Below are 24,978 nucleotides of genomic sequence, written 5' to 3'. Positions count from 1 at the left end.
CGCTCTTTTTTTGGTAAGCTTCACAATTTCAAGCCGCAGCGTTCTGAACGAAAAGCTGACAAAGATGCTCATAAATACTCGTGACAATTCAAAAGAACTTACCACCCAGCTTGTAGAAAAAAACAAAGCCATGCAGAGAAATCAAGACTACGAGATATATCTTGCCACGCTGAAAGAGCGTAACCGCATTGCAAGGGAGATACACGATAACGTGGGACATATGCTCACAAGGTCTATTTTACAGCTTGGTGCGCTCTCGGTCATAAACAAAGATGAAACTGTCGGTGAAGCCATCAACGACCTGAGCGGCACGCTGAACACCGCCATGACGAGCATACGAAGCAGCGTTCATGATCTTCATGACGATTCTATCGCACTAAAGCCTGCTGTTGAAGACTGCATAAGACCTCTGAAAGACAGATTTGCAGTAAGCTGTGATTATGACTTTTCCGAAAGAATGTCGCGAGATGTGAAGCTTTGCTTTATTGGCGTTATAAAAGAAGCACTTTCCAATACTGCAAAGCACAGCGACGGTGACAGCATAAAAATAATCATTCGTGAACACCCTGCTCTTTATCAGCTTAGTATCACAGACAACGGAAGCTGTCCCGAAAAGATAGACGAAAACGGCATGGGGCTTGCCAATATGCGTGAGCGTGCGGCTTCTTTAAATGGAAACATAAACATCACATCGGGCAGCAAGGGATTCCGCATTTTTCTGTCTGTGCCGAAACAAAGCCTGACTGAACGGAGGTCTTGACATGAACATTGTTATAATAGATGATGACAAGCTTGTGGCGGTGTCGCTGAAAACCATTCTTGAAAGCACAGGCAGTGTGAAAGTTCTTGCCATGGGAAGCTGCGGCGAGGAAGCCATAGAGCTTTATTCTCTTCTCAAGCCTGATGTTCTGCTTATGGATATCCGCATGAACGGCATGAGCGGCATTGAAGCCGGCGAAAAGATCCTTGCTGGGTACCCTGACGCAAGGATACTTTATCTTACCACGTTTTCTGATGATGAATACATTATAAAGGCTGTGCTTATGGGAGCAAAGGGATATATTTTAAAGCAGGATTTTGAAAGCATATGCCCTGCCCTTGAAACCGTCATGAATGGGCAGACAGTTTTCGGCTCAGATGTTGCAAGCAAACTTCCTGAGCTTCTTACCAATCACAGCAGTTTTGATTTTGACCACTACGACATAGTCGAAAAAGAGCAGGAGATAATCGAACAGGTGGCAAAAGGGCTTAGCAACAAGGAGATAGCCTCACTGCTTTATCTCAGTGAGGGCACAGTGCGAAATTACATCAGCACTATCCTAGAAAAGCTCTCCCTCCGTGACCGCACACAGCTTGCTATTTTCTACTATACCAACATACAATAGCACTACAATTTCATAAAAAGTAAAGAGGAGACGGCATGACCGCTCCTCTTTTTGTTATTATTACATTTTAGCTCTTTCCTTAGCTCTCTGTGAGTTGCTCAGAATACGCTTTCTTATTCTTATGCTCTTTGGTGTTACTTCAAGAAGCTCATCATCAGCGAGAAACTCAAGTGAATCCTCAAGGCTGAGATTTCTTGGCGGAACAAGTCTGAGTGCGTCATCAGAACCGCTTGCACGGGTATTTGTAAGGTGCTTCTTCTTGCAGACATTTACAACAAGGTCTTCCTGCTTTGGTGAAGCGCCAACTATCATTCCCTCATATACAGGTGTGCCTGCTGTGATGAACAGCTCGCCTCTCTCCTGTGCGTTGTAAAGACCGTATGTTACAGCCTCGCCTGTTTCAAACGCAACAAGTGAGCCTGTTGCTCTCTTTGGTATCTCGCCCTTATATGGCTCGTAGTCATGGAATACAGAGCTCATGATACCCTCGCCCTTTGTGTCTGTAAGGAATTCGCTCTTGTATCCGAAAAGTCCTCTTGCAGGGATAAGAAATTCAAGTCTCATTCTGCTTCCAACAGGTGCCATTTCCTGAAGCTCGCCCTTTCTTGCACCTATCTTCTCCATAACAGAACCTACGCAGTTCTCAGGAACGTCAATAACAAGTCTTTCGATAGGTTCGCAAAGCTTGCCCTCTATCTCCTTGAACAGAACGTGCGGTGTTGAAACGCCAAGCTCATAGCCCTCACGACGCATATTCTCGATAAGGATAGAAAGGTGCATTTCGCCACGTCCTGCAACCTTGAAAGCGTCTGTGCTGTCTGTTTCAGAAACTCTCAGTGAAACGTCCTTAAGAAGCTCCTTGAAAAGTCTGTCTCTCAGGTGACGGCTCGTTACGAACTTGCCCTCTCTGCCTGCGAATGGCGAATTATTTACAGAGAATGTCATTTCAACTGTAGGCTCGGATATCTTTACAAAAGGTACAGCCTCAAAGTTGCCGAAGTCGCAGATAGTGTCACCGATAGTGATGTTCTCGATACCGCTGATACAAACGATATCGCCAGCCTTTGCACTCTGACATGGAACTCTGTTAAGTCCTTCTATCTGATACATTGTAACGATCTTGCCACGATATTCCTTCTTAGTCTGATGATAATCGCCGATCGTAACGTCCTGATTAACTTTCATTTCGCCACGCTCGATACGGCCGATAGCTATTCTTCCTACATACTCGTTGTAGTCGATAGCGGAAACAAGATACTGCATTGGACCCTCTGTATCTACCTCAGGTGCAGGGATATAGCTGAGAATCTCATCAAAGAGAGGTATCATATCCTTGCCCTCTTCATCAGGTGAGTGAGTAGCTGTACCTGCTCTGCCTGAGCAATAAAGGATAGGGCTGTCAAGCTGCTCGTCAGTAGCGTCAAGATCCATGAGAAGCTCGAGAACTTCGTCGCCTACCTCGTTAAGACGAGCGTCAGGTCTGTCTATCTTGTTGATAACGATGATTATTTTATGACCAAGCTCAAGTGCTTTCTGAAGCACAAATCTTGTCTGTGGCATTGGACCCTCGGCTGCGTCCACAAGCAGTATAACACCGTTTACCATTTTAAGAACACGCTCTACCTCACCACCGAAATCAGCATGGCCTGGGGTGTCGATAACGTTTATCTTAACGTCCTTATACTTGATAGAAGTATTCTTTGCAAGGATAGTGATTCCTCTCTCACGCTCGATATCGTTTGAGTCCATGACTCTTTCTTCTACAGCCTGATTTTCTCTGAAAGTACCGCTCTGCTTGAGCATCTGGTCTACAAGGGTAGTCTTACCGTGGTCAACGTGGGCAATAATAGCAACATTTCTTAAATCTTCTCTAATCATACATACTCCTCCGATTTATCAAGACACAGCAAAGCGAATGCTTTCTGTAACGATTTGCTTAATATATTTCGCAAAAATTATAAACAATAAAAATTATAAATATATTTTCTCCCATCAAAGGAAAGAAAATCGTAATTTTTCACAAAAAGCCTATAAAACACAAAAGCACCTTGCGAAATTTTCCGCAAGGTAACTTTCCTAATTGAGAATTATAGCACATTTTTGCCGATTTGTCAAGAAAAAAGTATCATTCACAGGTTACGCCTTGTACGGTGTGCCTTAGATTAAATGATTTATGTTTTTGGCTGTTTTACACAATATTACGCCACTAATATTTTACACAAAAATAGTTGAAATCATGGTATAAAAGTTATATAATATCAATAATCAAAGATATAACTTTGATAACAGAGATCATATATTTTGAAAGGCGGAATAATCAAATGGCTAACAGAATGATACTTAATGAAACTTCATATTTCGGTGCAGGCTCGATCAGCGAGATAGTTACAGAGGCAAAGAAGAGAGCTTTTAAAAAGGCTCTTGTTGTAACAGACCCTGACCTTATCAAATTTAACGTTGCAAAGAACGTTACAGATCTTTTGGAGGAAGCAGGACTTGCTTATGATATATTCTCTCAGGTAAAGGCTAACCCTACTGTAAAGGTAGTAAAGGCTGGTATCGAAGCTTTCAAGGCAGCAGGTGCTGACTATCTTATCGCTATCGGCGGCGGCTCATCAATGGACACTGCAAAGGCTATCGGCATCATCATAAACAACCCTGAGTATGCTGACGTTACTTCTCTTGAGGGCGCTATTGACACAAAGAATCCTAGTATTCCTATAATCGCTGTTCCTACAACAGCAGGCACAGCCGCAGAGGTAACTATCAACTACGTTATCACAGACGAGGAGAAGAAGAGAAAGTTCGTTTGCGTTGATCCTCATGATATCCCGGTAGTTGCTATAATCGACGCTAAGATGATGTCATCAATGCCAAAGGGACTTACAGCTTCAACAGGTATGGACGCTCTTACACACGCTATCGAGGGCTACACAACACTTGGTGCATGGGAGCTTACAGACATGATGCACCTTAAAGCAATAGAGATAATCTCACGTTCACTGAGAAAGGCTGTTGAGAATGACCCACAGGGCAGAGAAGATATGGCTCTCGGTCAGTATATCGCAGGCATGGGCTTCTCAAACGTTGGTCTTGGCGTTGTTCACGGCATGGCTCACCCACTTGGCGCATTCTATGACACACCTCACGGAATTGCAAACGCTGTACTTCTTCCATATGTAATGGAGTACAACGCTGAATACACAGGCAAAAAGTTCAAGTACATCGCAGAAGCAATGGGCGTTGACACAACAGGCATGAGCCAGGCTGAATACAGAGCAGCCGCAGTAAACGCAGTTAAGCAGCTTTCAAAGGATGTTGGAATCCCTGAGAAGCTCCACGAGATAGGCGTTAAGGAAGAGGATCTTCAGGCACTTTCAGAGTCTGCATTCGCAGACGTATGCACAGGAGGAAATCCAAGACCTTGCACAGTTGAGTCTATCCTCGGCATCTATAAGACAGCATTCTAATTCAAAAATCTTTTATCTGCCCTCGGTTTTCGGGGGCAGATTTTTATTGCCCGAAAAGAATATTTATGGTATAATACATTTAAAGTGAGTTTAAAGTTCATAGGTTATCATATATCGTAAGATATTATACTGACTTATAGGGAGGAATTTTAATGAGATTACTTCTTGCTGAGGACGAGGTGGAGCTTGCAAATGCGCTTTCGGCAGTGCTTAAACACAAAAACTATTCTGTTGACGCTGTTTACAACGGCATCGACGCATACAACTATGCAATTGCACAGGATTATGACGGCATAATACTTGACATTATGATGCCTGGTATGGACGGCATACAGGTGCTTACAAAACTTCGTGAAAAGGGTATCGACTCCCCTGTTCTTCTGCTTACTGCAAAGTCTGATATTGACGATAGGATAACCGGACTTGATTCAGGTGCTGACGATTATCTTACAAAGCCCTTTGCAATGGGCGAGCTTCTTGCGAGAATAAGGGCAATGACACGCCGCCGCACTGAGTTTGCACCCTCTACCCTTACTTTCGGAAACGTTTCTCTCAACAGACAGAGCTTTGAGCTTTCAGGTCCTAACGGCTCTCAGAAGCTTGGCAACAAAGAGTTTCAAATGATAGAAGCACTTATGCTAAATCACGGCACGCTTATTTCCACAGAGCGTTTCATGGAAAAGATATGGGGCTATGACTCTGACGCTGAGATAAACGTGGTGTGGGTATATATTTCATATCTGCGTAAAAAGCTTGGTCTTATCGGTGCAGATGTCGAGATAAAAGCCACAAGGGGCGTGGGCTACACACTAGAGGAAAAGCATAATGATTAAGCGTTTACAGCGGAAATTCGTTGTTATCGCCGCTGTGTGCCTTCTTATCGTAGAGTTTACCATAATAGGCGGCATAAATGGAGTGAACATCTATCAGACCAACAAGAATGCAGACAATCTGCTGAACATAATAATCGAAAACGACGGCAGATTTCCTGAGTTCGACCCCAAGGGCATGAAGCATGACAAGCCGCAGGATAATTCAGACAGCGCCTCTCCCCCTGAGAGCAAAAAGCCTGATAAGCACAGAGGCTTTAACGAGGAAACTAAGTATCAGACAAGGTATTTTGTTGTATACGCCGACAGCAATGGCGAAATAACCAAGGTAGATACAGGACACGTTGCGGCGGTGTCAAGTTCGCAGGCTATAGAATACGGTGAAAGCGTTCTTGACAGCGGTAAGACCTCAGGCACGTCGGGAAACTATCGCTACAAAACAGGCGACACTGACAAAGGCAAGATAATAGTTTTTATGGACTGCCGCAGTGACAGCACAACCAAAAATCGCTTTTTGCTGGTGTCGTGCGCTATAGGTACGGCAGGATATATACTTGTATGTCTGCTTATCATAATCTTCTCAAAACGTGCCATAAGACCTGTTGTGGAAAGCTTTGAAAAGCAAAAGCAGTTCATCACCGACGCAGGGCATGAGATAAAAACACCGCTGGCCATAATCTCCGCAAACACGGAAGTTCTTGAAATGGTGTCAGAGCCAAACGAGTGGACGGTGAGTATAAAAAATCAGATAACAAGGCTCAACGGTCTGCTGAAAGAGCTTTTGAGCCTTGCAAAAATGGAGGAGGAAAAGCCTGCTCTTACCATGGCTGATTTCAATATCTCTGACGCTGTTTATGATGCCGCTTCGCCTTTTATTACCCTTGCGGAAACAAAGGGCAAAAAGCTCACCATTGATGTTGCCAACGGACTTTCCTATCACGGCGACGAGGGTGCGATAAGACAGCTTGTTTCTATCCTCACGGAAAATGCGGTGAAATATGCTGACGAGGGCGGCGAGATAATAGTAAAGCTTTTCACCTCTCACAATGGCAAGGAAACAGACCTTGAAGTTTCAAACACCTGCAAAGAACCACCGCAAGGCGACCTAACAAAACTTTTTGACAGATTTTATCGTGACGACAGCTCACGTTCTCGGTCAAAAGACGAGAAAAAGGGTGGCTACGGCATTGGACTTTCTATTGCACAGGCAATAGTCAGGTCGCACAAAAGCAAGATATCATGCAAAGTCGAAAACGGCATGATGATATTTACAGCACAGCTTAAATAACTGCAAAGCAGAGTTGGTCACCAGCCACTCTGCTTTTTTATAATATGACATTTGTCACATGAAGATGTGACTTTGCTCACTAGCTTTTTGACGGATAGTATTGTATAATGTTAATACAAACTAAGGGAGGTTTTTTTCTTATGGCTGAAACTGTAGTAAAAATAGACAATCTGGTAAAAAGATACAAGGAACTTATTGCTCTTGACCACTTTGATCTTGAAATAAAAAAAGGCGAGGTCTTCGGACTTCTCGGTCCTAACGGTTCGGGCAAGACCACCACGATAAACTGCCTGCTCTCACTGTTGGCATACGATAAGGGCGACATCGAGATATTCGGTGAAAAAATGTCCCCTGTGAACTATGGGGTAAAAAAGCGTATTGGCGTTATAATGCAGAATGTTGCGGTGTTTGACGAGCTGACTGTGTATGAGAACATTGACTATTTTTGTGGGCTTTACATCACCGACAAAGCCACACGAAAGAAATATGTTGACGATGCCATAGCTTTTGTGGGACTTGAGAACTTCGTGAAGTTCCACCCTAAAAAGCTTTCAGGGGGTCTGCTCAGACGACTTAACATTGCCTGTGGTATCGCACACAAGCCTGAGCTTATCATACTCGACGAGCCGACAGTTGCTGTTGACCCACAATCAAGAAACAAGATACTGGAGGGCATTTTACAGCTTAACCGTGAGGGTGCGACTATAATTTACACATCCCACTACATGGAAGAAGTCGAGCAGATATGCACACGTATCGCCATAATGGATAAGGGCAGTAAAATAGCCGAGGGTACTACAGAGGAACTCAAACGCATGATAAAGAACACCGAAACTATCACCGCCGAGATACTCCAGCTTCCTGAAAACGTCCGTGAACAAATAGAAGCTTTGGAACACGTTTATAATGTTTCCTATGCCGACAACAAGCTCGTTGCACGCTGTACAGGGGGACGGCACAATCTTATTGAGATACTGAAAATATTGCAGGAAAATCAGGTGGGCTTCGGCAGCGTTTATTCTGAGCAGCCTACCCTCAATGACGTTTTCCTTGAAATAACCGGCAAAGCTCTCAGGGATAAGGAGTGATAGAATGTTCTCAAACATATTCAAATACGAATTTAAAAGCTGTCTGCGTCAAAAAGCCGTACTCTTCTGGCTCATAGCCTTTCCTATAATACTGGGTTGCTTTTTTAAGATGGCGTTTTCAGGAATATACGAAAAAGATGTTGTATTCAATGCGATACCTGTTGCGGTGACAAATATAGAAGAAAACGATATCCTTAAACAGGTGCTTGAACAGATATCAGATAGTGATGAGGCTCTTTTCAAGGTGACGTATACAGACATTGACAAGGCAGAAGAAATGCTTAAAAGCGAGGATATAAAAGGCATTATAAAGGCTTCCGACCTCTCCCTTGAGTTTGGCTCAACAGGTATCCAGCAGACCATTGTAAAGACTTTCATACAGCAATACAAAACTCAGGAAAAGATAATAACCGACACTGCAAAGAACGCTCCGCAAAAGCTTGATAAGGTCATAGCTTCCCTTTCTGAGAAGATAAGCCCAAATGAGGATATACCTCTTCACGGCAATCCTGACATAACGATACAGTTTTTCTATAATCTTCTTGCCATGACGGCACTTTTCGGCTCGATGTCAGGTCTGTTCGTGGCACAGGAAAATCAGGGCGACCTGTCTGCACTTGGCGCAAGACGTTGCTGTTCTCCAGTGAACAAGCTTACAAGCATAACGGCAACGCTCCTTGCTTTTCATGTGGTGGAAATGATATGCATGGTGATATCGGTGACGTTCCTGAGATTTGTGCTTAAAGTGGATTTCGGCAGTAAGCTCCCCCTTGTTTACCTTGCCGCAGTGCTAGGCGGAATAATGGGAATATCCATGGGATTTTTCGTTGGCTCTTTCCGCATAAAAGAGGGTTTAAAAATGTCTGTTGTCATGGCGGTATCAATGACCTGCTGTTTCTTCAGCGGTCTTATGTCAAACACCATGAAAGGCACTGTTGCAGAGCATTGCCCGATATTCAATGAAATAAACCCTGCCGCAATTATCTCAGACAGCTTTTACTGTCTTAATCTCTACGAAGATTACAGGCGGTTCACAGTGAAGATAATTTCAATGGCGATATACACAGTGCTGTTCACCCTTGGTGGATATGTTCTTACAAGGAGGCGTAAATATGCAAGTCTTTAAGACCTTTATGAAAATACTCAAAACAAGGCTTACGTCTGCTATATTATATCTCGTCATATTTATGGTCATAGCAGTAATAATGGCGGATACTGCAAAAGATAACAATGACTATGAGGACTATAAAATGTCCATATCCGTCATTGACCGTGACAACAGTGCCGAAAGCAAGCGTTTGCAGGACTTTATATTCAGCGGCAACAAAAAGGTGGAGCTTGCAGATGATGAAGACGAGGTCATCGACGCCGTTTATTATCAGCGTGCCAACTATGTTCTGTATATAAACAAGGGCTTTGGCGACAAGATAAACGCAGGGGATTTTGACGGACTTTTTGAGAATTTCAAAATGCCCTCCAGCTACGGCGGACAGCTTTTTGAAAGCAGGCTTGACAACTATCTTTCAAGCGTAAAGGCGTACATGACGGCAGGTGAAAGCACAGAAAACGCTATGGAGCTTGCCCAATCGGCAGTTTCTCAGCAAGTTAATGCGGAGCTTAAAAACTTTAACAACAAGGGCGGAACAGGTATGCCGGCAATATTCGGCTACTATTTTCAGTATCTTGCATACGTTATGCTTTCCATGCTCATTGTTACCCTTTGCCCTGTAATACTTACGCTAAACAGAAAAGGCGTTCGTGAACGCACAATGTGTTCAAGTCTGACGTCAGCAAACTACAGCAGACAGACGGCTCTTGGGGCAAGTATCTTGGTGTTTAGCATATGGCTTTTGTTTATGATAGTCGCAATAATTTGGGGCAAAACGCTCAGCGTGAAATTCTGGCTTGCCTGCCTTAACAGCTTTGTATATATCATTGCCGCCGCAGGCATAGCAATGATAATAGCGCAGTTTGACATTAGCGACAACGGCATAAATGCTATATCGAACATAATCGGTCTTGGCATGAGCTTTCTTTGCGGAGTTTTCGTGCCGCAGGAATTGCTCACAGGAGGCGTTCTTGCAGTGGGAAGATTGTTCCCTGCATACTGGTACACCAAAGCCAACAATATGCTTTTCGGCATGAGCGGTGGAGTATTCAGCACAAAGGAATATCTTATCTGCATTGGTATCGAGGCACTGTTTGCAGTAGCATTCTTTGCTGTGGCTGCTCTGCTTGTTAAGCAAAAGCGTGAGGGTGATGTAAATTCCCTTGCATAAGTTGACAATAATATGGCTGTGTGTTATACTCTTATTGTTACGGAGCTGACACGCAGCCTTTTTGCGTCAGCTAAAGAAGATCATAGATGAAAAAGAGGAAAAAGTATGGATAGATTACAGCTCGACAAAAATGCAAAGCTCACAGGCAGAGTATATTTCAAAGACGAGGTAATGTGGCTCGGTCTTTCAGGAAGCGGTGCGTCATTCACATTTGACGGCACAAAGCTTGTTTTGAAGCTCAAAGGCGACAATATCGCAGTGGGCGATAATCCTATCGACTATGCAAGGATAGCCGTTTATGTTGACGGCAAAAGAGTAGTTGACGAGATGATCGACTGTGCAGAAAAAGAGGTCATGGTAATAGGCCGCACGGAAAGTGCAAAGTCGGTGGTGGAGATAATAAAACTTTCGGAATCTCCAATGTCAGCAATTGGCATTGAAGCTTTCACCGAGGGCAGTGCTGAGGCCTTGCCTGAAAAACCGCTTAAAATAGAATTTATCGGCGACTCTATAACCTGCGGCTACGGCGTTGACGATGAGGACGAAAACCACCAGTTCACCACCGCCACAGAGGACGTTACAAAAGCCTACGCCTACAAGACTGCAAAGGCACTTGACGCTGAATACAGTATGTTTTCAGCCAGCGGCTACGGTATAGTATCAGGCTATACTGAGGGTGACGAGCCTATCAGCGAACAGACAATTCCACAGTTCTATTGCAGCTACGGCTTTTCAAGGGGCAATTTTACAGGAACTGCTCCGCAGGATATACCATGGGATTTCAGCAAATATGTTCCGCAGATAATCGTTATAAACCTTGGCACAAACGACGACAGCTACTGCCGTGACCACAAGGACAGGCAGGCTGTTTTCTCAAAGCTTTATGCTGATTTTCTTGCGGTCGTTCGTGAGAAAAATCCGCAGGCTTACATTCTCTGCACTGTCGGAATAATGGGCGAGAGGATATTCCCTGCTGTTGAGGAGGGAATAAAGATATATCTTGAAAGCCACGCAGACAGCAAGATAAGCTCAATGATGTTCCATGAGCAGGACGGAGCAAATGACGGCTTTGCGGCAAACTGGCACCCTACTGAAAAGACCCACAACAAGGCAGCGGCAGTGCTTACGGAAAAACTCAGAGAGATAATAAAAAGTATATAACAAAAGCGACAGTCGGTAACGGCTGCCGCTTTTTTGTCATTTTACGCCAATTCTCATTCTGTAGCAGAACGAACAGGAAAGCATGGCTAGTTTCAGAACTGTTCTTTGAAAGCTTTCCTTATAAGAACACATATTTCAGCACGAAAAGCACTGCAAGCACATACATAAGCGGTGTGATATCCTTGCGCTTTCCGCAAATAAGATTTATAACAACGTATGAGATTATTCCAAGAGAGATGCCCTCTGAAATGCTGTAGAAAAGAGGCATTGAAAGAATACAAAGATACGCAGGGATAGCCTTTGTATAATTGCCGTCATCAAACTTGATGTCAGTGATAGAGCTGAACATCAAAAAGCCTACTACTATAAGTGCAGGAGCTGTTGCAAATGACGGGATAGCCGTGAAGATAGGTGCAAAGAACATTGACAGTGCAAACAGCACTGCGGCTGTGATAGAGGTAAGACCTGTTCTGCCTCCTGCGGCAACGCCTGCTGAGGACTCAACGAATGTTGTTGTGGTGGAAGTACCAAGAACTGCGCCTGCTGTTGTGGCAACGGCGTCAGCAAGAAGCGCAGGCTTTATCTGCGGAAGTCTGCCCTTTTCATCAAGCATATCTGCCTTTGAACATACGCCGATAAGAGTGCCTAAAGTGTCGAAAAGGTCAACGAACAGGAAAGAGAATACCACGACTATAAAATTGAAGATACCAATGCTGTGCATATCCACCTTAAAGCACTGACCAAATGTTTCGCCAAGCTTTGAAAAATCCGTAAGCGACATTGTAGGGAAAAGTGAGTTGTAGCCGCTTTCAGCGTCAGGTACATACAACCCTACAAGTTGACATATCATGCCTATTACCCATGTTGCCACTATACCCATAAGAATAGAGCCACGGACTTTTTTGATATATAGGATAATAGTGATGAAAAGTCCCACGATAGTGAGAAGCGCACATATGCCCGAAGTTGTGAAATTCTTGCGGAAGCCTGTTATGGTAACAAGAGTGGCTGAACTGTCAACGCAAAGTCCGGCATTCTGAAGTCCGATAAAGGCAATGTAAAGACCGATACCAACGGACACCGCTTTTTTCAGCACCACAGGTATTGCATTGAAAATGGCTTCTCTGACGTTTGTAAGAGAAAGCACGATAAAGACGATACCCTCGATGAAAACCGCCAGCAGTGCAACCTGCCATGGATAGCCGTAGCCTGCCACAACAGTGTAAGCCATGTAAGCGTTAAGTCCCATACCTGCGGAAAGCACAAAAGGCAGATTTGCCATAAGTCCCATGCACACTGTTCCAATAACAGAGGCGATACAGGTGGCAAGAAGTACGGCTGTAGGATCCATGCCCGTACTGCCGAGAATGCTCGGGTTTATGGCAAGGATATATGCCATGGTCATGAAAGTCGTCACGCCCGCCATTATCTCAGTTTTAACATCGGTGTGATTTTCTTTCAGCTTGAATATTTTTTCCGTCATATTTTATTATGCCTGCGTTGCAGACATTTCCTCCTTTCAATACGGGGATACTATCTTATTATACCGATTTTACAACATTTTTCAAGCCTGATTTATTAAGGCAACACCGCACAAAGCCCGCCTGACGGCTTTGCACGCCATCTGCTTGCAGATTTTCCGTCATATCACACAAAAATCCCTTGACATACGGCAGTATGCCTGCGGAATTTTTGTGCAATCTGACAAAAAAATCTGACTACGCATCTGACGCACAATCTTTGCGCGGTATTGCCTTAATTGAATAAAATTTATCATTTAAGAAGCACTGTTACTAACGTCAGACTTTATTTTCCACTGACTATTGAGCCAATAAATGCGGTTTTCGATCCAATTGAAAAGATCCTCCGCAGAGTCAGGACCCCACTCTTCGCCTTTTCTAAGGTCGGCGTCATACTCTTTGAGATATTCACGCTCTGCTTTTATACAGCCCTGTAAAAGCTTCTCCCGGCTCATCTCCGTCCACTTTTCCTTGACAGCGTCCATAAACCAATCCTGCTTACAAAGAACGATAAACCATGGGTTTGAACGGTCGCCTTTTTTAGCCACAAAATTCTTGTCTGTGAAAGCACCAGCATAATATTTCTCAGTGCTGTCATTATATGCCCAGTTAAAATCCCAAGGTGAGGTAAATTTCAGCTTAGGACATTTACTGTCCTTTGAAAGATCAACGCACATATAGAAGCTTCCCTCACCACAGTCATAGTCATGTACGATCTCATAAAGAATATACATATCTCTCACTGAGTCTATATCCATAACATTAGAAATGGCTTCCTCAGCGGTGGTAACATCAGAGTCAACAAGGTCATAATTTTCATCAAATTTGTAATACTTGCCGTTCTCGCAGGCTTCATAAACTATCTTGAACAGATTGTTGAGATACTTGTCAATAAAGTCTATCTGATTTTGCGAATAGAGGTCATTCTTGATAGAATATTCCGCAGGAACGAACTGCCTTGTTTCGCCGTTTATGTCGGTGACAGTGGCATTTTCATAGTCCATGCTTATATAATGGTTATCCTCATCGCTTGTTGCATAGTTGTCAAGCTCAAGATAATAGCCTATATCAGTGTCAGTGTAGCCCTCCTCAGGCTCGGAGATATCCACTCTGTTTGGATTTATCTGACACTGTTCGCAAAGCTCATAAACGCCTTGAAACTCCTCGTTCACATAGAGGTGAACAAGCTGACCGTCTGAGCAGAAATTGCTGTCACCCATGATAGTTCTGCCAAAACGGAATGCGATATCATTTCTTATTAGATCCCAATCTGATTTCAACAGCACCCAGCTTTTGCACTCTGCGCCGTTATTAAGCCCAAGCATATTTGTCTTTTTATCAAATTTTATCCTATAAGGCACTTTGTTTGCAAGGATCTGACTAACATCGCCGTAATATGCGCTTGAATTTCCTCTTACCTTTATGCCTGCTGAGGCTTCGTTTATCTCCAATTTTTCATCACAATTGAAAACGTCCACCACGCAGGAAGTATACTTCTTCCTTGAAGCTATCATATCGTCAGGGGCAGTCGTGACGCTTATAACAGGTATCTTACTTTCTAATCGTATCTTTTTCTTAAAACTTTCTTTTTCAGCCTTGTCAGCACTCAGGCTTTCATAAGTAGCAGGTTCAGAGTTTATCACCTGTTTTGTGGTGGCAGGGAGAGTTACAACAGGCTCAGCCGTTGTTGTCACAGCCTGAGATCCGGCAGAACTACTCTCTGCTTTTGAGCTTTCCCCTGTTTCTTTAGCACAGCTTGTGAGTATTGCTCCCGTCATGGCTACTGCACATACAGCAGCGATAATTCTTCTGTTCATATCATTTCTCATATTATTATCTTTCCATTTATTGTGCATTACACACATATTTTTTATCATATAACTTATTCAATTATAGCACATTGACATAGATAATACAATATGCTATAATCATAAAAGTAAGTGGGATAATTTATGCACTAACACGATTATATAGGAGGTTTTTTGAAATGTTTATACCTGACGATAAAAGATATGACAAAATGATATACAACCGCTGTGGGAAAAGCGGGCTTAAGCTTTCTGCGTTGTCTTTGGGCTTTTGGCAGAATTTCAGCCTGAAAAACAATTTTGAGAACATGGAAAGAATGGTACACACTGCGTTCAACAGCGGTATCACACATTTTGACCTTGCAAACAACTATGGCAATCCCTACAACGGCTCGGCAGAGGAAAACTTCGGCAGGATACTCGACCGTGGCATGAGAGAGTTCCGTGACGAGATGTGCATTTCCACCAAGGCAGGCTATGAAATGTGGGCAGGTCCATACGGTGACAGAAACGGCTCGAGAAAATATCTCACGGCAAGCCTTGACCAATCTCTAAAAAGAATGGGACTTGAATATATTGACATTTTCTATCACCATGTAAGAGATCCCGAAACGCCTCTTGAAGAGACTGCCCTTGCACTTGACAATGCAGTAAGGCAGGGCAAGGCGCTTTATGTTGGCATATCAAATTACAACAGAGCCGACACAGCCGAAATGCTGAAAATTTTCCGTGAGCTCAGAACTCCTTTTATTATCAATCAGCCCTCATATTCCATACTCAACCGCTGGATAGAGGACGATAAGCTTGACAGCCTTGCACTTTCTGAGGGCTTTGGCATTGCAGTGTTCTCACCGCTGTATCAGGGCTTTCTCACAAGCAAATATCTAAAAGGCATACCGGCAGATTCAAGGGTAGGCAAAGGCGAAACATGGATAGGCAATGAGCTTAACGACAAAATGATAGAAAAGCTCAACAAGCTTAATGATATCGCCGCTTCGAGGGGACAGACCCTTTCGCAAATGGCACTTTCATGGGTGCTTCACAACAAGGCTGTTACTACTGTGCTTATCGGTGCAAGCCGTCCTGAGCAGATAACGGAAAACATAGGCTGTCTTGACCGCCTTGACTTCACAGAAGCTGAACTTGCAGAGATAGACAGGCTTGCGAAGATGTAATAAAGAAGCTGTCAGAGCCACCGTCCTGACAGCTTTTTTATGCGTTATAATAGTGAACGTAATCGTCAAGCACATCTGCCGTAAGCTCAAAAGGATAATTTTTAAGCTTGGCAGGGTTGGCAAGTATTCCGTCCCTGTCCTTTTTCCAAAGCTCCTCTGACATATCAAGCTTGCCAAAAAGCGTCCTGATATAATCCCTGAAAGCGTCGATATCGTCAAAGCCAAGAAGCTGTTTTACAACATACTCAGCTTCGGTGCTGTCACCGTATTTTTTCAAAAAGCCTGACAGAAAAACGCCTACTGCCTTGCCGTGGGGTACGCCATTTTCATAGGTCAAAGTATAGCTCAGACCGTGAGGTATGCTTGTGCCTGTGTAGGCTATCGCCATGCCTGCAAGCACTGATGCCTGCATGAAAGTTGAGAACTCATCATCGGTCATATGAGCAAATCTCTCCTCAGTTTCAAGACAGCCCTTACAGCTTGCCCAAAGCCTCATACCCTCCTCAGCGTATGCACGGCTGAACGCATTTGCGTTGGTGTTGAGCCGTGACTCTATCATGTGAGCAAGTGCGTCAACGCAGGTGCTTTTCATGCCGCTGTATGAGGAGGTTTTAAGATAGCTGTAGTCAACCAATGCAAGTGACGGGAATATTTTGTGGGCAATAGATTTCTTGGTCTGCTTGATGTGGGAAGTCAGGATAGAATAAGGTGTAGCCTCCGAGCCTGTTCCGCAGGTGGTAGGCACACAGACTATAGGGTAAAAAGGTAGTTTCGCAGGAGTGTAAAGAAGCTCCTCCACCTTGGCAATGCTGTCTGAAAACTCACACTTCTCAGCTTTTACAACGCTCTCGCTTTCGGAAAACTCGGCATTTTCGCAAACTATCCCATTCTTAGCAAGCATTGATATCGCCTTGCTAGCGTCCATTGGCGAACCGCCGCCCACTGCCACGAACATATCTACGCCGTATTTTACCGCCGCCGTTGCCGCCGTGTAAACAGTTTCCACAGACGGGTTTTCCTCAATATCATTATATATCACATATCCAATGCCCTGACTTTCAAGCACTGCCTTGACATCATCAAGAGAACCATTCACCGCAGAAGAATATCTGCCTGTGACTATCATGGCTTTTTTGCCAAGTTCCGCTATTTTGCCCCCGTGGTTTTTTACCGCTCCATTTTCTATGTAAATATCTGTAGGTATATTTCTCATTTTTTACGCTCCTTTGGGCTTTTTATCCATTATAGCACCTTTGACGGCGATTTTCAAGCCTTGACTTTGTGGAACATATGTGCTATAATATTAGTAATAAATCATGGAGGGAAAAGCTATGCACTTCACAACGGCAAAAGGTATACTCTTGCAAAAAAACGGCATGAATTTATATCATGGCTGTCAGCACGGCTGTATTTACTGCGACAGCCGCTCGGTATGCTATAATATGCAGCATGATTTTGAAGATATCGAAATAAAAGAAAACGCCGTGGAGCTTCTCGAAGAAGCCCTCAAACGCAAACGCCGCAGGTGCATGATAGGCATGGGCGCAATGTGCGACCCTTATATGCCACTTGAAATGACAGTACAGCTCACGCTGAAAAGCCTTATGGCAATAGAAAAATACGGCTTTGGTGTCACGCTTATCACAAAGTCTGACAAAATTCTCCGTGATATTGATATAATCCAGCGCATAAACCAAAAGAGCAAGGCGGTCATTGCAATGACCCTTACAACGGCTGACGAAAAGCTTTGCAGGATACTAGAGCCGAATGTTTGCACCACTCAAGGGCGATACGAGGTGCTGAAAGAGTTTCAGCGGCGTGAAATCCCAACTGTCGTGTGGCTCACGCCTATTCTGCCTTTTATAAACGATACGGAAGAAAATTTACGCCGCATATTGGATATGTGCTTTGATGCAGGCGTTAAGGGGATAATATGCTTTAGCTTCGGGGTCACTCTCCGTGAGGGCGACAGAGAGTATTTTTACAAGAAGCTTGACGAGCATTTTCCGGGAATGAAAGAAAAATATATCCGTACCTTTGGAAATTCTTATATCTGCAATAGTCCGAACAATAAGAAACTTATGGATATTTTTGTATCTCAGTGCAAAAGCCATGGTGTCATGTACAGCCCAGAGGAGATTTTCGCATACGAAAACGAATTTGACGTGAGTGACGGTCAGACGAGTATTTTTGACACCACCAATTGAAAACCTCTCCCCTTTATGTTATAATAAATAAAAAAACATCAAGGTGAAGCAATGAACAAAAATCAAAATATAGCTATGGGAATATCCCTTGCTGTGGTGGCAATAATGGTCGGCTCGGCGGAGATCTTCGGGGAAAAGGAAATAATTTTTCCTGAGATAACGGCGGTGGCAATGGGTGCGCTAATTGCGCCTGTGCAATCTTGGAACACCTCTCGAACACGGCTTTTTGCGGCGATAGTTTCTGCCGCCGTCGCAGGCGTGTGCATAGTGCGGTTTATCCCTGAGATACTTATACTTCGTATAGCTTTGGGACTTCTTGTAGCAGTGAGCGTTATAACACTGTCAAAAACTAGCTTCGTTCCTGCCGTTTCCGCCTGCATACTTCCGATACTTATGGGTACAAAAAGCTCTGTTTACGTAATTTCCGTTGCGGTCATGACAGCATTTATACTTATTTTTCAAAAAGTTCTTGAGTGCTTTGGACTTCATGAAAAGTATAAATATAGACCTATTGAACCAAGCTCAGAGCTTCTCAAACTAAGAGCAAAACAAGTCATCACGGTGCTTGTTATCTGCATATTGCCTGCGCATTTTTACGAGATATTCTTTATCGCTCCGCCGCTTATCGTTGCATTTTTTGAGCTTAGCGGCAAAGGCTCAAAGCTTATGAAAAGGAAATACACAGCAATTGCTCTCATGGCGGCGGCTGCGTTCGCAGGCGTTATGGCAAGATTTTTTATCTCTGAAAAGCTTGGGCTTACCCTGACATTTGGTGCAGTTTTATCCTCGGCTGTGATATTCGTTCTTTGCCGAAAAGCAAAGCTTTATTTTCCTCCATGCTGTGCAATATCTACCTTGCCTTTTATAATCCCTAAAACGGCAATAATAAAATTTCCATTTGAGGTCACAGCAGGATATATTGTCCTTACCATTGCCGCAGTTATCATAACCAAAATAGACAATAATACAAATTAGGCATAATCAAAAACGTACAAAGCTTTATGATCCGACCCTCAGAAGTTAGACCAAAAATCTAACGATTTGGAGGTCACATCATTACGCTCTGTACGTTTTTTTGTATATTAAGAAATCATTCTCTGTTTTTAAGCACCTCGGCAGGGGTTATCTTGCCAAGCTTTCTTACAAGAATTGATGTGATGATAAAGTATGTTGCCATTACTCCTGCGAAAATTATAACGTAAGCATACCATGGGAATGCAAGGTTTATTCCGCTTGTTACGTTTGGAATGAACACTGGGAAAACCTTGTCCATAAACATCTTTGAAAGCGGTATCTCGATAAGTGCGCCCAAAGTTATGATAATTGCGTTTCCGTTTAGGTAAAGCTTTTTCACGTCCTTGGTCTTATAGCCGAACACTTTCACAAGAGATATTCCAAAGGAAGCCCTTTCTATTGTAACATTCAGCATAAGGAACATCACAGAGCAGAAAATTATTACAGCAACTGCGATAAGCATTACTATCATTGACATCATAAGATCCGTGAAAACTGCCGCTGAACGCTCGATATCCGATTTTGTTGTTGTGCTGTAAAGTCTGCCCTCGTCAATGTCAAGTTTCTTGTCTGAGAGCAAACAGTTGTAGTAAGTGTCGCTCTCACCGAAAAGCTCACGCATACTGTCAATATCCATGAACACCATAAGTCCGCCACGCTCGTCGCAGATATCCTCCACTGTGAATGCGTAATCCATTGAGGTCGCATCGTCTGTCAGGATAAACTTATCGCCCTTTGCCACTCCGTAACGCTCCACAACTGACTGACTCACTGTTATAAAGCTCTTGCCCTTGTGCGTTTTCACATCATAATACTTGTTGTCGCTGTCCATACCCATAACGGTGACATCAAGGTTATAGCCAAGCTGTTCCTTTGAAAGCGTTTTTACAAAGCAAGCCTCGCCACCTTCTGGAACGCTTTCCTCTGGATATTTCAGAGTGTACATATACTCGTATTTTGTGTCATTTATAGTGTCTTTTCTCACGTTCTCACAGAGATAGTAGCAATCAACGCCAAGCATAAGAATGAACAGTGAAAACAGCATACTGAGAAGCACTGTTATGCCTGTGCGCATTTCACGAAGCATTTGGCGTATCTGAAATCTGCGGATAAAATTCCTGCTCTTTATCTTCACTCTGCTGTAGTGACCTGTTTTCTGCTCGTTTCTGATAAGTGAAAGAGCCGTCTGAGAAAGCCGCTTGTTTATCACAAGGGTATTAACTATAAACGAAACAACAGGAGGCATTACAATGCTGTAAATGATAAGATACAAAGGATAAACAGGGGTAAAATCAGGGAGCGAGGAATATGCGTAGCTGTCGAGAAGCTGATAATCGATTCCCACAGGCGAGAAGCCTATGACCGCACCGATTATTCCGCCAACAAATGCAACTATAGTCGGCAATGTTACGTAGTGGCGGATAAGATCTTTTTTCTTTGCGCCAAGTGCATAAAGCGCACCTATAACACTGCTTTCACGCTGAATCTGATGAATGACGAAAACAGAGATAACATAGGTAAGAAGTGCCATAAGTATAACACCCACACCAAGTCCTGCATATTTGTTCATGACAACGTCACCTGCCGCACCAGCTATACGAACGTTGTCGCCCTTTTTCACGAACATTGTCAGGTTGTCAAGATCAATGGTGAACAACTCGTCAAGAAGCTCGTCAGCCTGCTTTTTGAAGCTATCAATACCATTTGCAAGGCTTTCTGCACCGCTGTATGCACATCTTGCACCCTCTGACAGGTCTTTTGAGCCGTCATATGCGGCCTTAACTCCTGCCGTGATAGCGTTCGCACCCTCTGGGAGTGCCTTTGCACCCTCGTAAAATCCGCCCATTGCGTCATAGAGAGCGTCTGCTCCCTCAGAAAGGTCTTTCACACCGTCTTTAAGGGTCTGAGAGCCGTCATAGAGCTTGTCGATACCATTTGAAATATCGTCACGCTGCTTCAAGACGTCCTTGATAGTTTCAAGATAATACTTGTCTGTGACTTTTTTATAATCAAAGTCAAAATCCTCGATCATTTTCTTCAGCTCATCGTCAGTTGCCTTGCCGTTAAGTCTGTAAGCATAGCAGAGGTCTTCGGCTTTCTGTTCGCTGTCATTTTTGAAATAGTCATACTGATCGTCGCTTACGAAAAGAAGTCCGAAGCCCTTGCTTGACACAGCCGTGTCAGAGAAATTTTCAAAAGGTGTGTCATAGTCAGGTGTAGTTCCTATTCCAACTATCTCAAATTCAACTCCGCCTGCTGTAAGCTTATCGCCCACTGACAGAGAATGTTCCTCGCTGTAGCGCTTTTCGACTACCGCTTCGCCCTTTTTCTCAGCAAGTCTGCCGCTGTCAAGCTCGATAAGGTCAATGTCATTTCTTTTACGGAAAACACGGAGCTTTGAGCCGTCCTTCGCGGTAACGTCAATGCTGAAATGCTGTTCAAGAGTAATTCCTTTGTCTGATATTTCCTTTTCCTGCTCGTCTGTAAGAGGAATAAAAACGCCGAACTGTCCGTCCTCGACCTTGTTTTGCTTACCATGTTCGGCAGTTCCGTCGATGATAGTGTCTGCGCTTGCAACCACGGAAACTATTATGTACATTCCCATTACGATAAGCAATACAAGCGCAAGATAACGTGCAAAATTTGTTTTAAGCTCACGTCCGAGCCTTTTTCTGAGTACCCTGTTCATTACAAGTCCTCCAGCTCTGCGGCAGGTATGCGTGTTTCGTTAAGATAATCCTTTTTGATAAGTCCGTCCTTAACGATTATTACCTTATGCACCATATTTTTTATAGCGTTGTTGTGGGTAACGATAAGCATTGTTGTGCCATATTTTGCATTGATTTTTTCCAGCAGGATAAGAATATCCCTTGAAGTTTTGGAGTCAAGAGCGCCTGTAGGCTCGTCGCACAAAAGCAGCTTTGGATTTTTTATAAGTGCCCTTGCTATAGCACATCTCTGCTGCTGACCGCCTGAAAGCTGTGACGGAAACTTGTTTCTGTGTTCGGAAAGTCCCAATGTTGTGAGAAGTTCTTCCATATCCAGTGGCGAATCTGAAAGATATTCACAAACCTGAATATTTTCCACAACTGTCAGATTTGGAACGAGGTTATAAAACTGAAAGATAAAGCCCAGATTTTCCTTTCTGTAGTCGGCAAGCTTATCAGGTTTAAGACCGAAAATTTCCTTACCGTCGACCTTAACAGAGCCACTGTCCATAGTGTCAAGACCGCCTATGCAGTTAAGAAGCGTGGATTTACCAGAGCCGCTCGTACCCTGAATAACGCACATCTGACCTTTTTCTAGACTTGTGGTGATACCCTTTAGCACCTGAATATAGCTGGCGTCACTGCCGTAGCTTTTCTTCACATCTTTGATCTCCAAATACATATCATTTCCTCCATTTATGAGTTAGACTTAGCTAACTTTACTTTATATAAAAATGTGCATATCTGCACATTTCATCGACATTTGAGATACAAAATTCACACATAACGTTGTTATGTAGGTTTCTAAAAGTTACCGCCCGCAGGCGGCAATTTTCTAATCCTCGACTATCATTGTAAACCATATTTTTATTAGAAACTCCATTACTCTGCGCATATGGAGCTTTGCCTTTTCCACATCTCTCTCGTGAGTTAGCAAATGAGTGTAGGCGTCAACACTTATATGGGTTATCCAATGAAGCATATACTCATCAACGTGGCAGTTAGGCATTCTTGCGGCAGCTTTTTCCGCTGATATTCTAAAGCCCTGTTCTGTCATATCTACGATCATATCCACAGTATTTTCATACTCAGACCCTTGCGCACCCGTGAGCAGCAGCATAAAAACGTCATAGTGGAGATACATATAATCAACAAGCTTGTCAAGGTCGGTGTGAGTATCAATGTGATACTCAGCAGACAGCACCGCAGGGTCATCGCTATCCATATCCTGAGCGTCCTGCATATAATGCTCCGTAAGAAGCCTGCAAAGCTCTTTCAGCGGCTCATCGACAATAGCTTTGAACAAGTCATTTTTATTTTTAAAAAAGAAATACAGCGCACCGGTCGTAACGCCTGCGTCAGCGCATATTTTTCTCAGAGAAGCCTTCATATAACCATTTTCAGAGAACTCGGCCATTGCACTTTCCAACAGCTTTTCCCTTGTTTCAAGTTCGTCACCCATTACTGCACCCCGCTTTCCACTTCACATAACACTGTTATCTTAACATATAGCGCTCGATATGTCAATACATTTACTATATTTTCAGCATATTATATGATATCGAAACATAACAGCGTTATGTGATTGGTGACTATTACAAAATAAAATGGGAAGCGGCATACCTGTCTGGTCAGATCTCACGATTTCAGACGGGTTAAAGTATATAAGCGATAGCTATAAAATTGCTATGGTTTACAACTGTGACAGCGCTCCTATGCTGGTTCTTGAAAACAAGTACTCATATAGCTGGGATATTTGCATTAGTGCAAGCGAGGTATCGTCAGGAGTTGCTTTCTACTCATACGATGACATTGCACAAGCTTTCAGCAACTACGGAGTAAGCATTTATGACATGGGACAGCTTCACATATTTACCTCTAATTATACCGAGATCTACGGAGTATATGCGGCTCCGGTCTGATATTACAACATAGTAACTATTCAAGTCAAATAATAATCGGGTCGAGATAAAGCGGTTAATCATAGGAGAAATTAACAGTATTATGCCGAGTTTGACCGCCTGCACGAAGAAGAAATGAAAAACTGATTTTGCTTATCTGACCCTTTCTTTGACTTTTTTATTTTGATATGGTATAATGCTTTTAACGGCAGATTGAATGTGTCTGCTCGACAAATCGGAATTTGAGGAGGTAGGATTAGTTGAAAGTTATAAAGCGAAAATCAATAGGAACACACTTTTCAATGTGTGTTCAGCCTGCTTTTATTATTGGTACAAACAATGAAGATGGAACGCATAACTTTGCTCCAATTACATGGGTTAGCATAACCAATGAGAAAGAGAATGACTATTTATTAATTATCAGTATGTTTGGTACTAAAAGGACCAAACAGAATGTAATTAGAACTGGTGTTTTAAGCGTTAATCTTGTTAGCACAGACATGATCGAACTTATGGATTATTTTGGCACACATCATGCGAAGGATGGGAAGAAGGATGAAATTTCATATGATGTTGGTAGGGGAGAGATTGTGGATGTTCCTGTTTTGGAGGCGAGTAGGTGGATATATGAATGTGAAGTAGTTCAATCAATTGAAATTGGAGAATCAACAACCTTTTTCTGCAGAATAAGGAATATTCAAATAGAAGAACAGATGGAATGTAGAGATACACTTGATGTGGATCTTACGAAATTAGAACCTGTAATTTATTCGGGAATGTATCATAGTATTGGAAAATTACTTGGCAAAATAGGTGATTTTTCAAAATATACAAATTCCAATTTATCGGGCAGTTCATAATCACAGCACTTTAACTGGTGCTGTGATTTTTTCTACTTAAAGATTTTGTGCAACAAAAAAGGCTTCCGTACACCTACATTAGTGTAAGCATACGGAAGCACTGTTTCCATACATATATAAACTACTCTTGTAGTTAAGCCGAGAAAAGGCATAAATAAACGATTAAATGCGAACATTACACTCTAACTGCTTTCGTTGACACAAAAGCATATATACAAAAAAAGAGCCATAGCAAAAGCTACAGCTCTCTGGCTCCCCCTGTTGGACTCGAACCAACGACCCTT

The 24,978-nt window shown here is 43.1% G+C and carries 21 protein-coding genes; 14 read left to right on the top strand and 7 right to left on the bottom strand.

The genetic code is table 11. The features are described 5' to 3' along the window. Positions 1-10: 10 nt before the first annotated feature. A complete protein-coding gene (locus AB5Z01_RS10355) occupies positions 11-760 on the top strand; it encodes a sensor histidine kinase (protein ID WP_287215746.1) in 750 nt (249 codons plus the stop codon). Between the two features lies 1 nt (position 761). Then, on the top strand, positions 762-1,385 hold the full coding sequence (locus AB5Z01_RS10350; protein ID WP_368365524.1) for a response regulator: 624 nt from the start codon (positions 762-764) through the stop codon (positions 1,383-1,385). 60 nt (positions 1,386-1,445) lie between these two features. On the opposite strand, the gene typA is transcribed toward AB5Z01_RS10350, so the two are convergent. Next, the gene (gene typA, locus AB5Z01_RS10345; RefSeq protein ID WP_022287673.1) at positions 1,446-3,263 is read right to left on the bottom strand and encodes a translational GTPase TypA; all 1,818 of its coding nucleotides are present in this window, start codon (positions 3,261-3,263) and stop codon (positions 1,446-1,448) included. A gap of 443 nt (positions 3,264-3,706) precedes the next feature. Between typA and fucO the strand changes: the two genes are divergently transcribed. The 7 genes from fucO to AB5Z01_RS10310 all read left to right on the top strand — a co-directional run bounded on the left by fucO (position 3,707) and on the right by AB5Z01_RS10310 (position 11,501). After that, positions 3,707-4,855, top strand: a complete 1,149-nt coding sequence (gene fucO, locus AB5Z01_RS10340) for a lactaldehyde reductase (RefSeq protein WP_287215747.1) — start codon at positions 3,707-3,709, stop codon at positions 4,853-4,855. Positions 4,856-5,007: 152 nt separating this feature from the next. Continuing rightward, positions 5,008-5,688 (top strand): response regulator transcription factor, encoded by a 681-nt coding sequence (locus AB5Z01_RS10335; RefSeq protein WP_117865364.1) that lies wholly within the window; start codon positions 5,008-5,010, stop codon positions 5,686-5,688. Then, positions 5,681-6,973, top strand: coding sequence for a HAMP domain-containing sensor histidine kinase (locus AB5Z01_RS10330; protein WP_287215751.1), 1,293 nt, complete (start codon positions 5,681-5,683; stop codon positions 6,971-6,973). The genes AB5Z01_RS10335 and AB5Z01_RS10330 overlap by 8 nt, the downstream gene beginning before the upstream one ends. Positions 6,974-7,113: 140 nt before the next feature. Next, a complete protein-coding gene (locus AB5Z01_RS10325) occupies positions 7,114-8,061 on the top strand; it encodes an ABC transporter ATP-binding protein (RefSeq protein ID WP_287215752.1) in 948 nt (315 codons plus the stop codon). A gap of 4 nt (positions 8,062-8,065) precedes the next feature. After that, positions 8,066-9,187, top strand: coding sequence for an ABC transporter permease (locus tag AB5Z01_RS10320; RefSeq protein WP_287215754.1), 1,122 nt, complete (start codon positions 8,066-8,068; stop codon positions 9,185-9,187). After that, complete coding sequence (locus AB5Z01_RS10315) at positions 9,174-10,340, top strand: ABC transporter permease (RefSeq protein WP_181986146.1); 1,167 nt, start codon at positions 9,174-9,176, stop codon at positions 10,338-10,340. The genes AB5Z01_RS10320 and AB5Z01_RS10315 overlap by 14 nt, the downstream gene beginning before the upstream one ends. Before the next feature lie 105 nt (positions 10,341-10,445). Next, a complete protein-coding gene (locus AB5Z01_RS10310; RefSeq protein ID WP_287215759.1) occupies positions 10,446-11,501 on the top strand; it encodes an SGNH/GDSL hydrolase family protein in 1,056 nt (351 codons plus the stop codon). Between the two features lie 118 nt (positions 11,502-11,619). Here AB5Z01_RS10310 and AB5Z01_RS10305 read toward each other — a convergent pair whose 3' ends face one another. Both AB5Z01_RS10305 and AB5Z01_RS10300 read right to left on the bottom strand, forming a co-directional pair. Beyond that, positions 11,620-12,984 (bottom strand): NCS2 family permease, encoded by a 1,365-nt coding sequence (locus tag AB5Z01_RS10305; RefSeq protein ID WP_195221311.1) that lies wholly within the window; start codon positions 12,982-12,984, stop codon positions 11,620-11,622. Between the two features lie 294 nt (positions 12,985-13,278). Next, positions 13,279-14,850 (bottom strand): CotH kinase family protein, encoded by a 1,572-nt coding sequence (locus AB5Z01_RS10300; RefSeq protein WP_368365523.1) that lies wholly within the window; start codon positions 14,848-14,850, stop codon positions 13,279-13,281. A 158-nt stretch (positions 14,851-15,008) separates the two neighbouring features. On the opposite strand from AB5Z01_RS10300, the gene AB5Z01_RS10295 reads away from it, so the two are divergent. After that, positions 15,009-16,004: an aldo/keto reductase gene (locus AB5Z01_RS10295; protein ID WP_368365522.1), complete on the top strand. Its 996-nt coding sequence runs from the start codon at positions 15,009-15,011 to the stop codon at positions 16,002-16,004. A 37-nt stretch (positions 16,005-16,041) separates the two neighbouring features. Here the strand turns inward: AB5Z01_RS10295 and AB5Z01_RS10290 are convergent, their stop codons facing one another. Beyond that, positions 16,042-17,217, bottom strand: coding sequence for an iron-containing alcohol dehydrogenase family protein (locus AB5Z01_RS10290; RefSeq protein ID WP_368365521.1), 1,176 nt, complete (start codon positions 17,215-17,217; stop codon positions 16,042-16,044). A gap of 118 nt (positions 17,218-17,335) precedes the next feature. Here AB5Z01_RS10290 and AB5Z01_RS10285 point away from each other — a divergent pair, with 118 nt between their 5' ends. Further along, positions 17,336-18,211, top strand: coding sequence for a radical SAM protein (locus tag AB5Z01_RS10285; RefSeq protein WP_256321046.1), 876 nt, complete (start codon positions 17,336-17,338; stop codon positions 18,209-18,211). A 51-nt stretch (positions 18,212-18,262) separates the two neighbouring features. Next, positions 18,263-19,186 carry a hypothetical protein gene (locus AB5Z01_RS10280; protein WP_256321045.1) on the top strand — a complete coding sequence of 308 codons (924 nt, stop codon included), beginning with the start codon at positions 18,263-18,265 and terminating at the stop codon, positions 19,184-19,186. Positions 19,187-19,301: 115 nt separating this feature from the next. Here the strand turns inward: AB5Z01_RS10280 and AB5Z01_RS10275 are convergent, their stop codons facing one another. The 3 genes from AB5Z01_RS10275 to AB5Z01_RS10265 all read right to left on the bottom strand — a co-directional run bounded on the left by AB5Z01_RS10275 (position 19,302) and on the right by AB5Z01_RS10265 (position 23,395). Beyond that, positions 19,302-21,914: an FtsX-like permease family protein gene (locus AB5Z01_RS10275; protein ID WP_368365520.1), complete on the bottom strand. Its 2,613-nt coding sequence runs from the start codon at positions 21,912-21,914 to the stop codon at positions 19,302-19,304. Beyond that, positions 21,914-22,615, bottom strand: a complete 702-nt coding sequence (locus AB5Z01_RS10270) for an ABC transporter ATP-binding protein (RefSeq protein WP_117856743.1) — start codon at positions 22,613-22,615, stop codon at positions 21,914-21,916. The genes AB5Z01_RS10275 and AB5Z01_RS10270 overlap by 1 nt, the downstream gene beginning before the upstream one ends. A 153-nt stretch (positions 22,616-22,768) precedes the next feature. Next, positions 22,769-23,395 (bottom strand): TetR/AcrR family transcriptional regulator, encoded by a 627-nt coding sequence (locus AB5Z01_RS10265; protein WP_022287659.1) that lies wholly within the window; start codon positions 23,393-23,395, stop codon positions 22,769-22,771. Between the two features lie 145 nt (positions 23,396-23,540). Between AB5Z01_RS10265 and AB5Z01_RS10260 the strand changes: the two genes are divergently transcribed. Continuing rightward, complete coding sequence (locus AB5Z01_RS10260) at positions 23,541-23,855, top strand: hypothetical protein (protein WP_287215774.1); 315 nt, start codon at positions 23,541-23,543, stop codon at positions 23,853-23,855. Positions 23,856-24,094: 239 nt separating this feature from the next. Further along, positions 24,095-24,694, top strand: coding sequence for a flavin reductase family protein (locus AB5Z01_RS10255; RefSeq protein ID WP_287215776.1), 600 nt, complete (start codon positions 24,095-24,097; stop codon positions 24,692-24,694). Positions 24,695-24,978: the final 284 nt, after the last annotated feature.

This window comes from Ruminococcus sp. RTP21359st1_H3_RTP21359_211015, assembly GCF_040909065.1.
GTDB lineage: Bacteria > Bacillota > Clostridia > Oscillospirales > Ruminococcaceae > Hominimerdicola > Hominimerdicola aceti.
The sequence above is the reverse complement of the archived record's forward strand: the minus strand, read 5'-3'. Positions and strand labels throughout refer to the sequence as shown.

What these genes read in the sequence shown, in the direction of transcription:
- AB5Z01_RS10350 (WP_368365524.1), top strand. Translation starts at nt 762, where the DNA reads ATGAACATTGTTATAATAGATGATGACAAGCTTGTGGCGGTGTCGCTG.
- typA (WP_022287673.1), bottom strand. Translation starts at nt 3,263, where the DNA reads ATGATTAGAGAAGATTTAAGAAATGTTGCTATTATTGCCCACGTTGAC.
- fucO (WP_287215747.1), top strand. Translation starts at nt 3,707, where the DNA reads ATGGCTAACAGAATGATACTTAATGAAACTTCATATTTCGGTGCAGGC.
- AB5Z01_RS10335 (WP_117865364.1), top strand. Translation starts at nt 5,008, where the DNA reads ATGAGATTACTTCTTGCTGAGGACGAGGTGGAGCTTGCAAATGCGCTT.
- AB5Z01_RS10330 (WP_287215751.1), top strand. Translation starts at nt 5,681, where the DNA reads ATGATTAAGCGTTTACAGCGGAAATTCGTTGTTATCGCCGCTGTGTGC.
- AB5Z01_RS10325 (WP_287215752.1), top strand. Translation starts at nt 7,114, where the DNA reads ATGGCTGAAACTGTAGTAAAAATAGACAATCTGGTAAAAAGATACAAG.
- AB5Z01_RS10320 (WP_287215754.1), top strand. Translation starts at nt 8,066, where the DNA reads ATGTTCTCAAACATATTCAAATACGAATTTAAAAGCTGTCTGCGTCAA.
- AB5Z01_RS10315 (WP_181986146.1), top strand. Translation starts at nt 9,174, where the DNA reads ATGCAAGTCTTTAAGACCTTTATGAAAATACTCAAAACAAGGCTTACG.
- AB5Z01_RS10310 (WP_287215759.1), top strand. Translation starts at nt 10,446, where the DNA reads ATGGATAGATTACAGCTCGACAAAAATGCAAAGCTCACAGGCAGAGTA.
- AB5Z01_RS10305 (WP_195221311.1), bottom strand. Translation starts at nt 12,984, where the DNA reads ATGACGGAAAAAATATTCAAGCTGAAAGAAAATCACACCGATGTTAAA.
- AB5Z01_RS10300 (WP_368365523.1), bottom strand. Translation starts at nt 14,850, where the DNA reads ATGAGAAATGATATGAACAGAAGAATTATCGCTGCTGTATGTGCAGTA.
- AB5Z01_RS10295 (WP_368365522.1), top strand. Translation starts at nt 15,009, where the DNA reads ATGTTTATACCTGACGATAAAAGATATGACAAAATGATATACAACCGC.
- AB5Z01_RS10290 (WP_368365521.1), bottom strand. Translation starts at nt 17,217, where the DNA reads ATGAGAAATATACCTACAGATATTTACATAGAAAATGGAGCGGTAAAA.
- AB5Z01_RS10285 (WP_256321046.1), top strand. Translation starts at nt 17,336, where the DNA reads ATGCACTTCACAACGGCAAAAGGTATACTCTTGCAAAAAAACGGCATG.
- AB5Z01_RS10280 (WP_256321045.1), top strand. Translation starts at nt 18,263, where the DNA reads ATGAACAAAAATCAAAATATAGCTATGGGAATATCCCTTGCTGTGGTG.
- AB5Z01_RS10275 (WP_368365520.1), bottom strand. Translation starts at nt 21,914, where the DNA reads ATGAACAGGGTACTCAGAAAAAGGCTCGGACGTGAGCTTAAAACAAAT.
- AB5Z01_RS10270 (WP_117856743.1), bottom strand. Translation starts at nt 22,615, where the DNA reads ATGTATTTGGAGATCAAAGATGTGAAGAAAAGCTACGGCAGTGACGCC.
- AB5Z01_RS10265 (WP_022287659.1), bottom strand. Translation starts at nt 23,395, where the DNA reads ATGGGTGACGAACTTGAAACAAGGGAAAAGCTGTTGGAAAGTGCAATG.
- AB5Z01_RS10260 (WP_287215774.1), top strand. Translation starts at nt 23,541, where the DNA reads ATGGGAAGCGGCATACCTGTCTGGTCAGATCTCACGATTTCAGACGGG.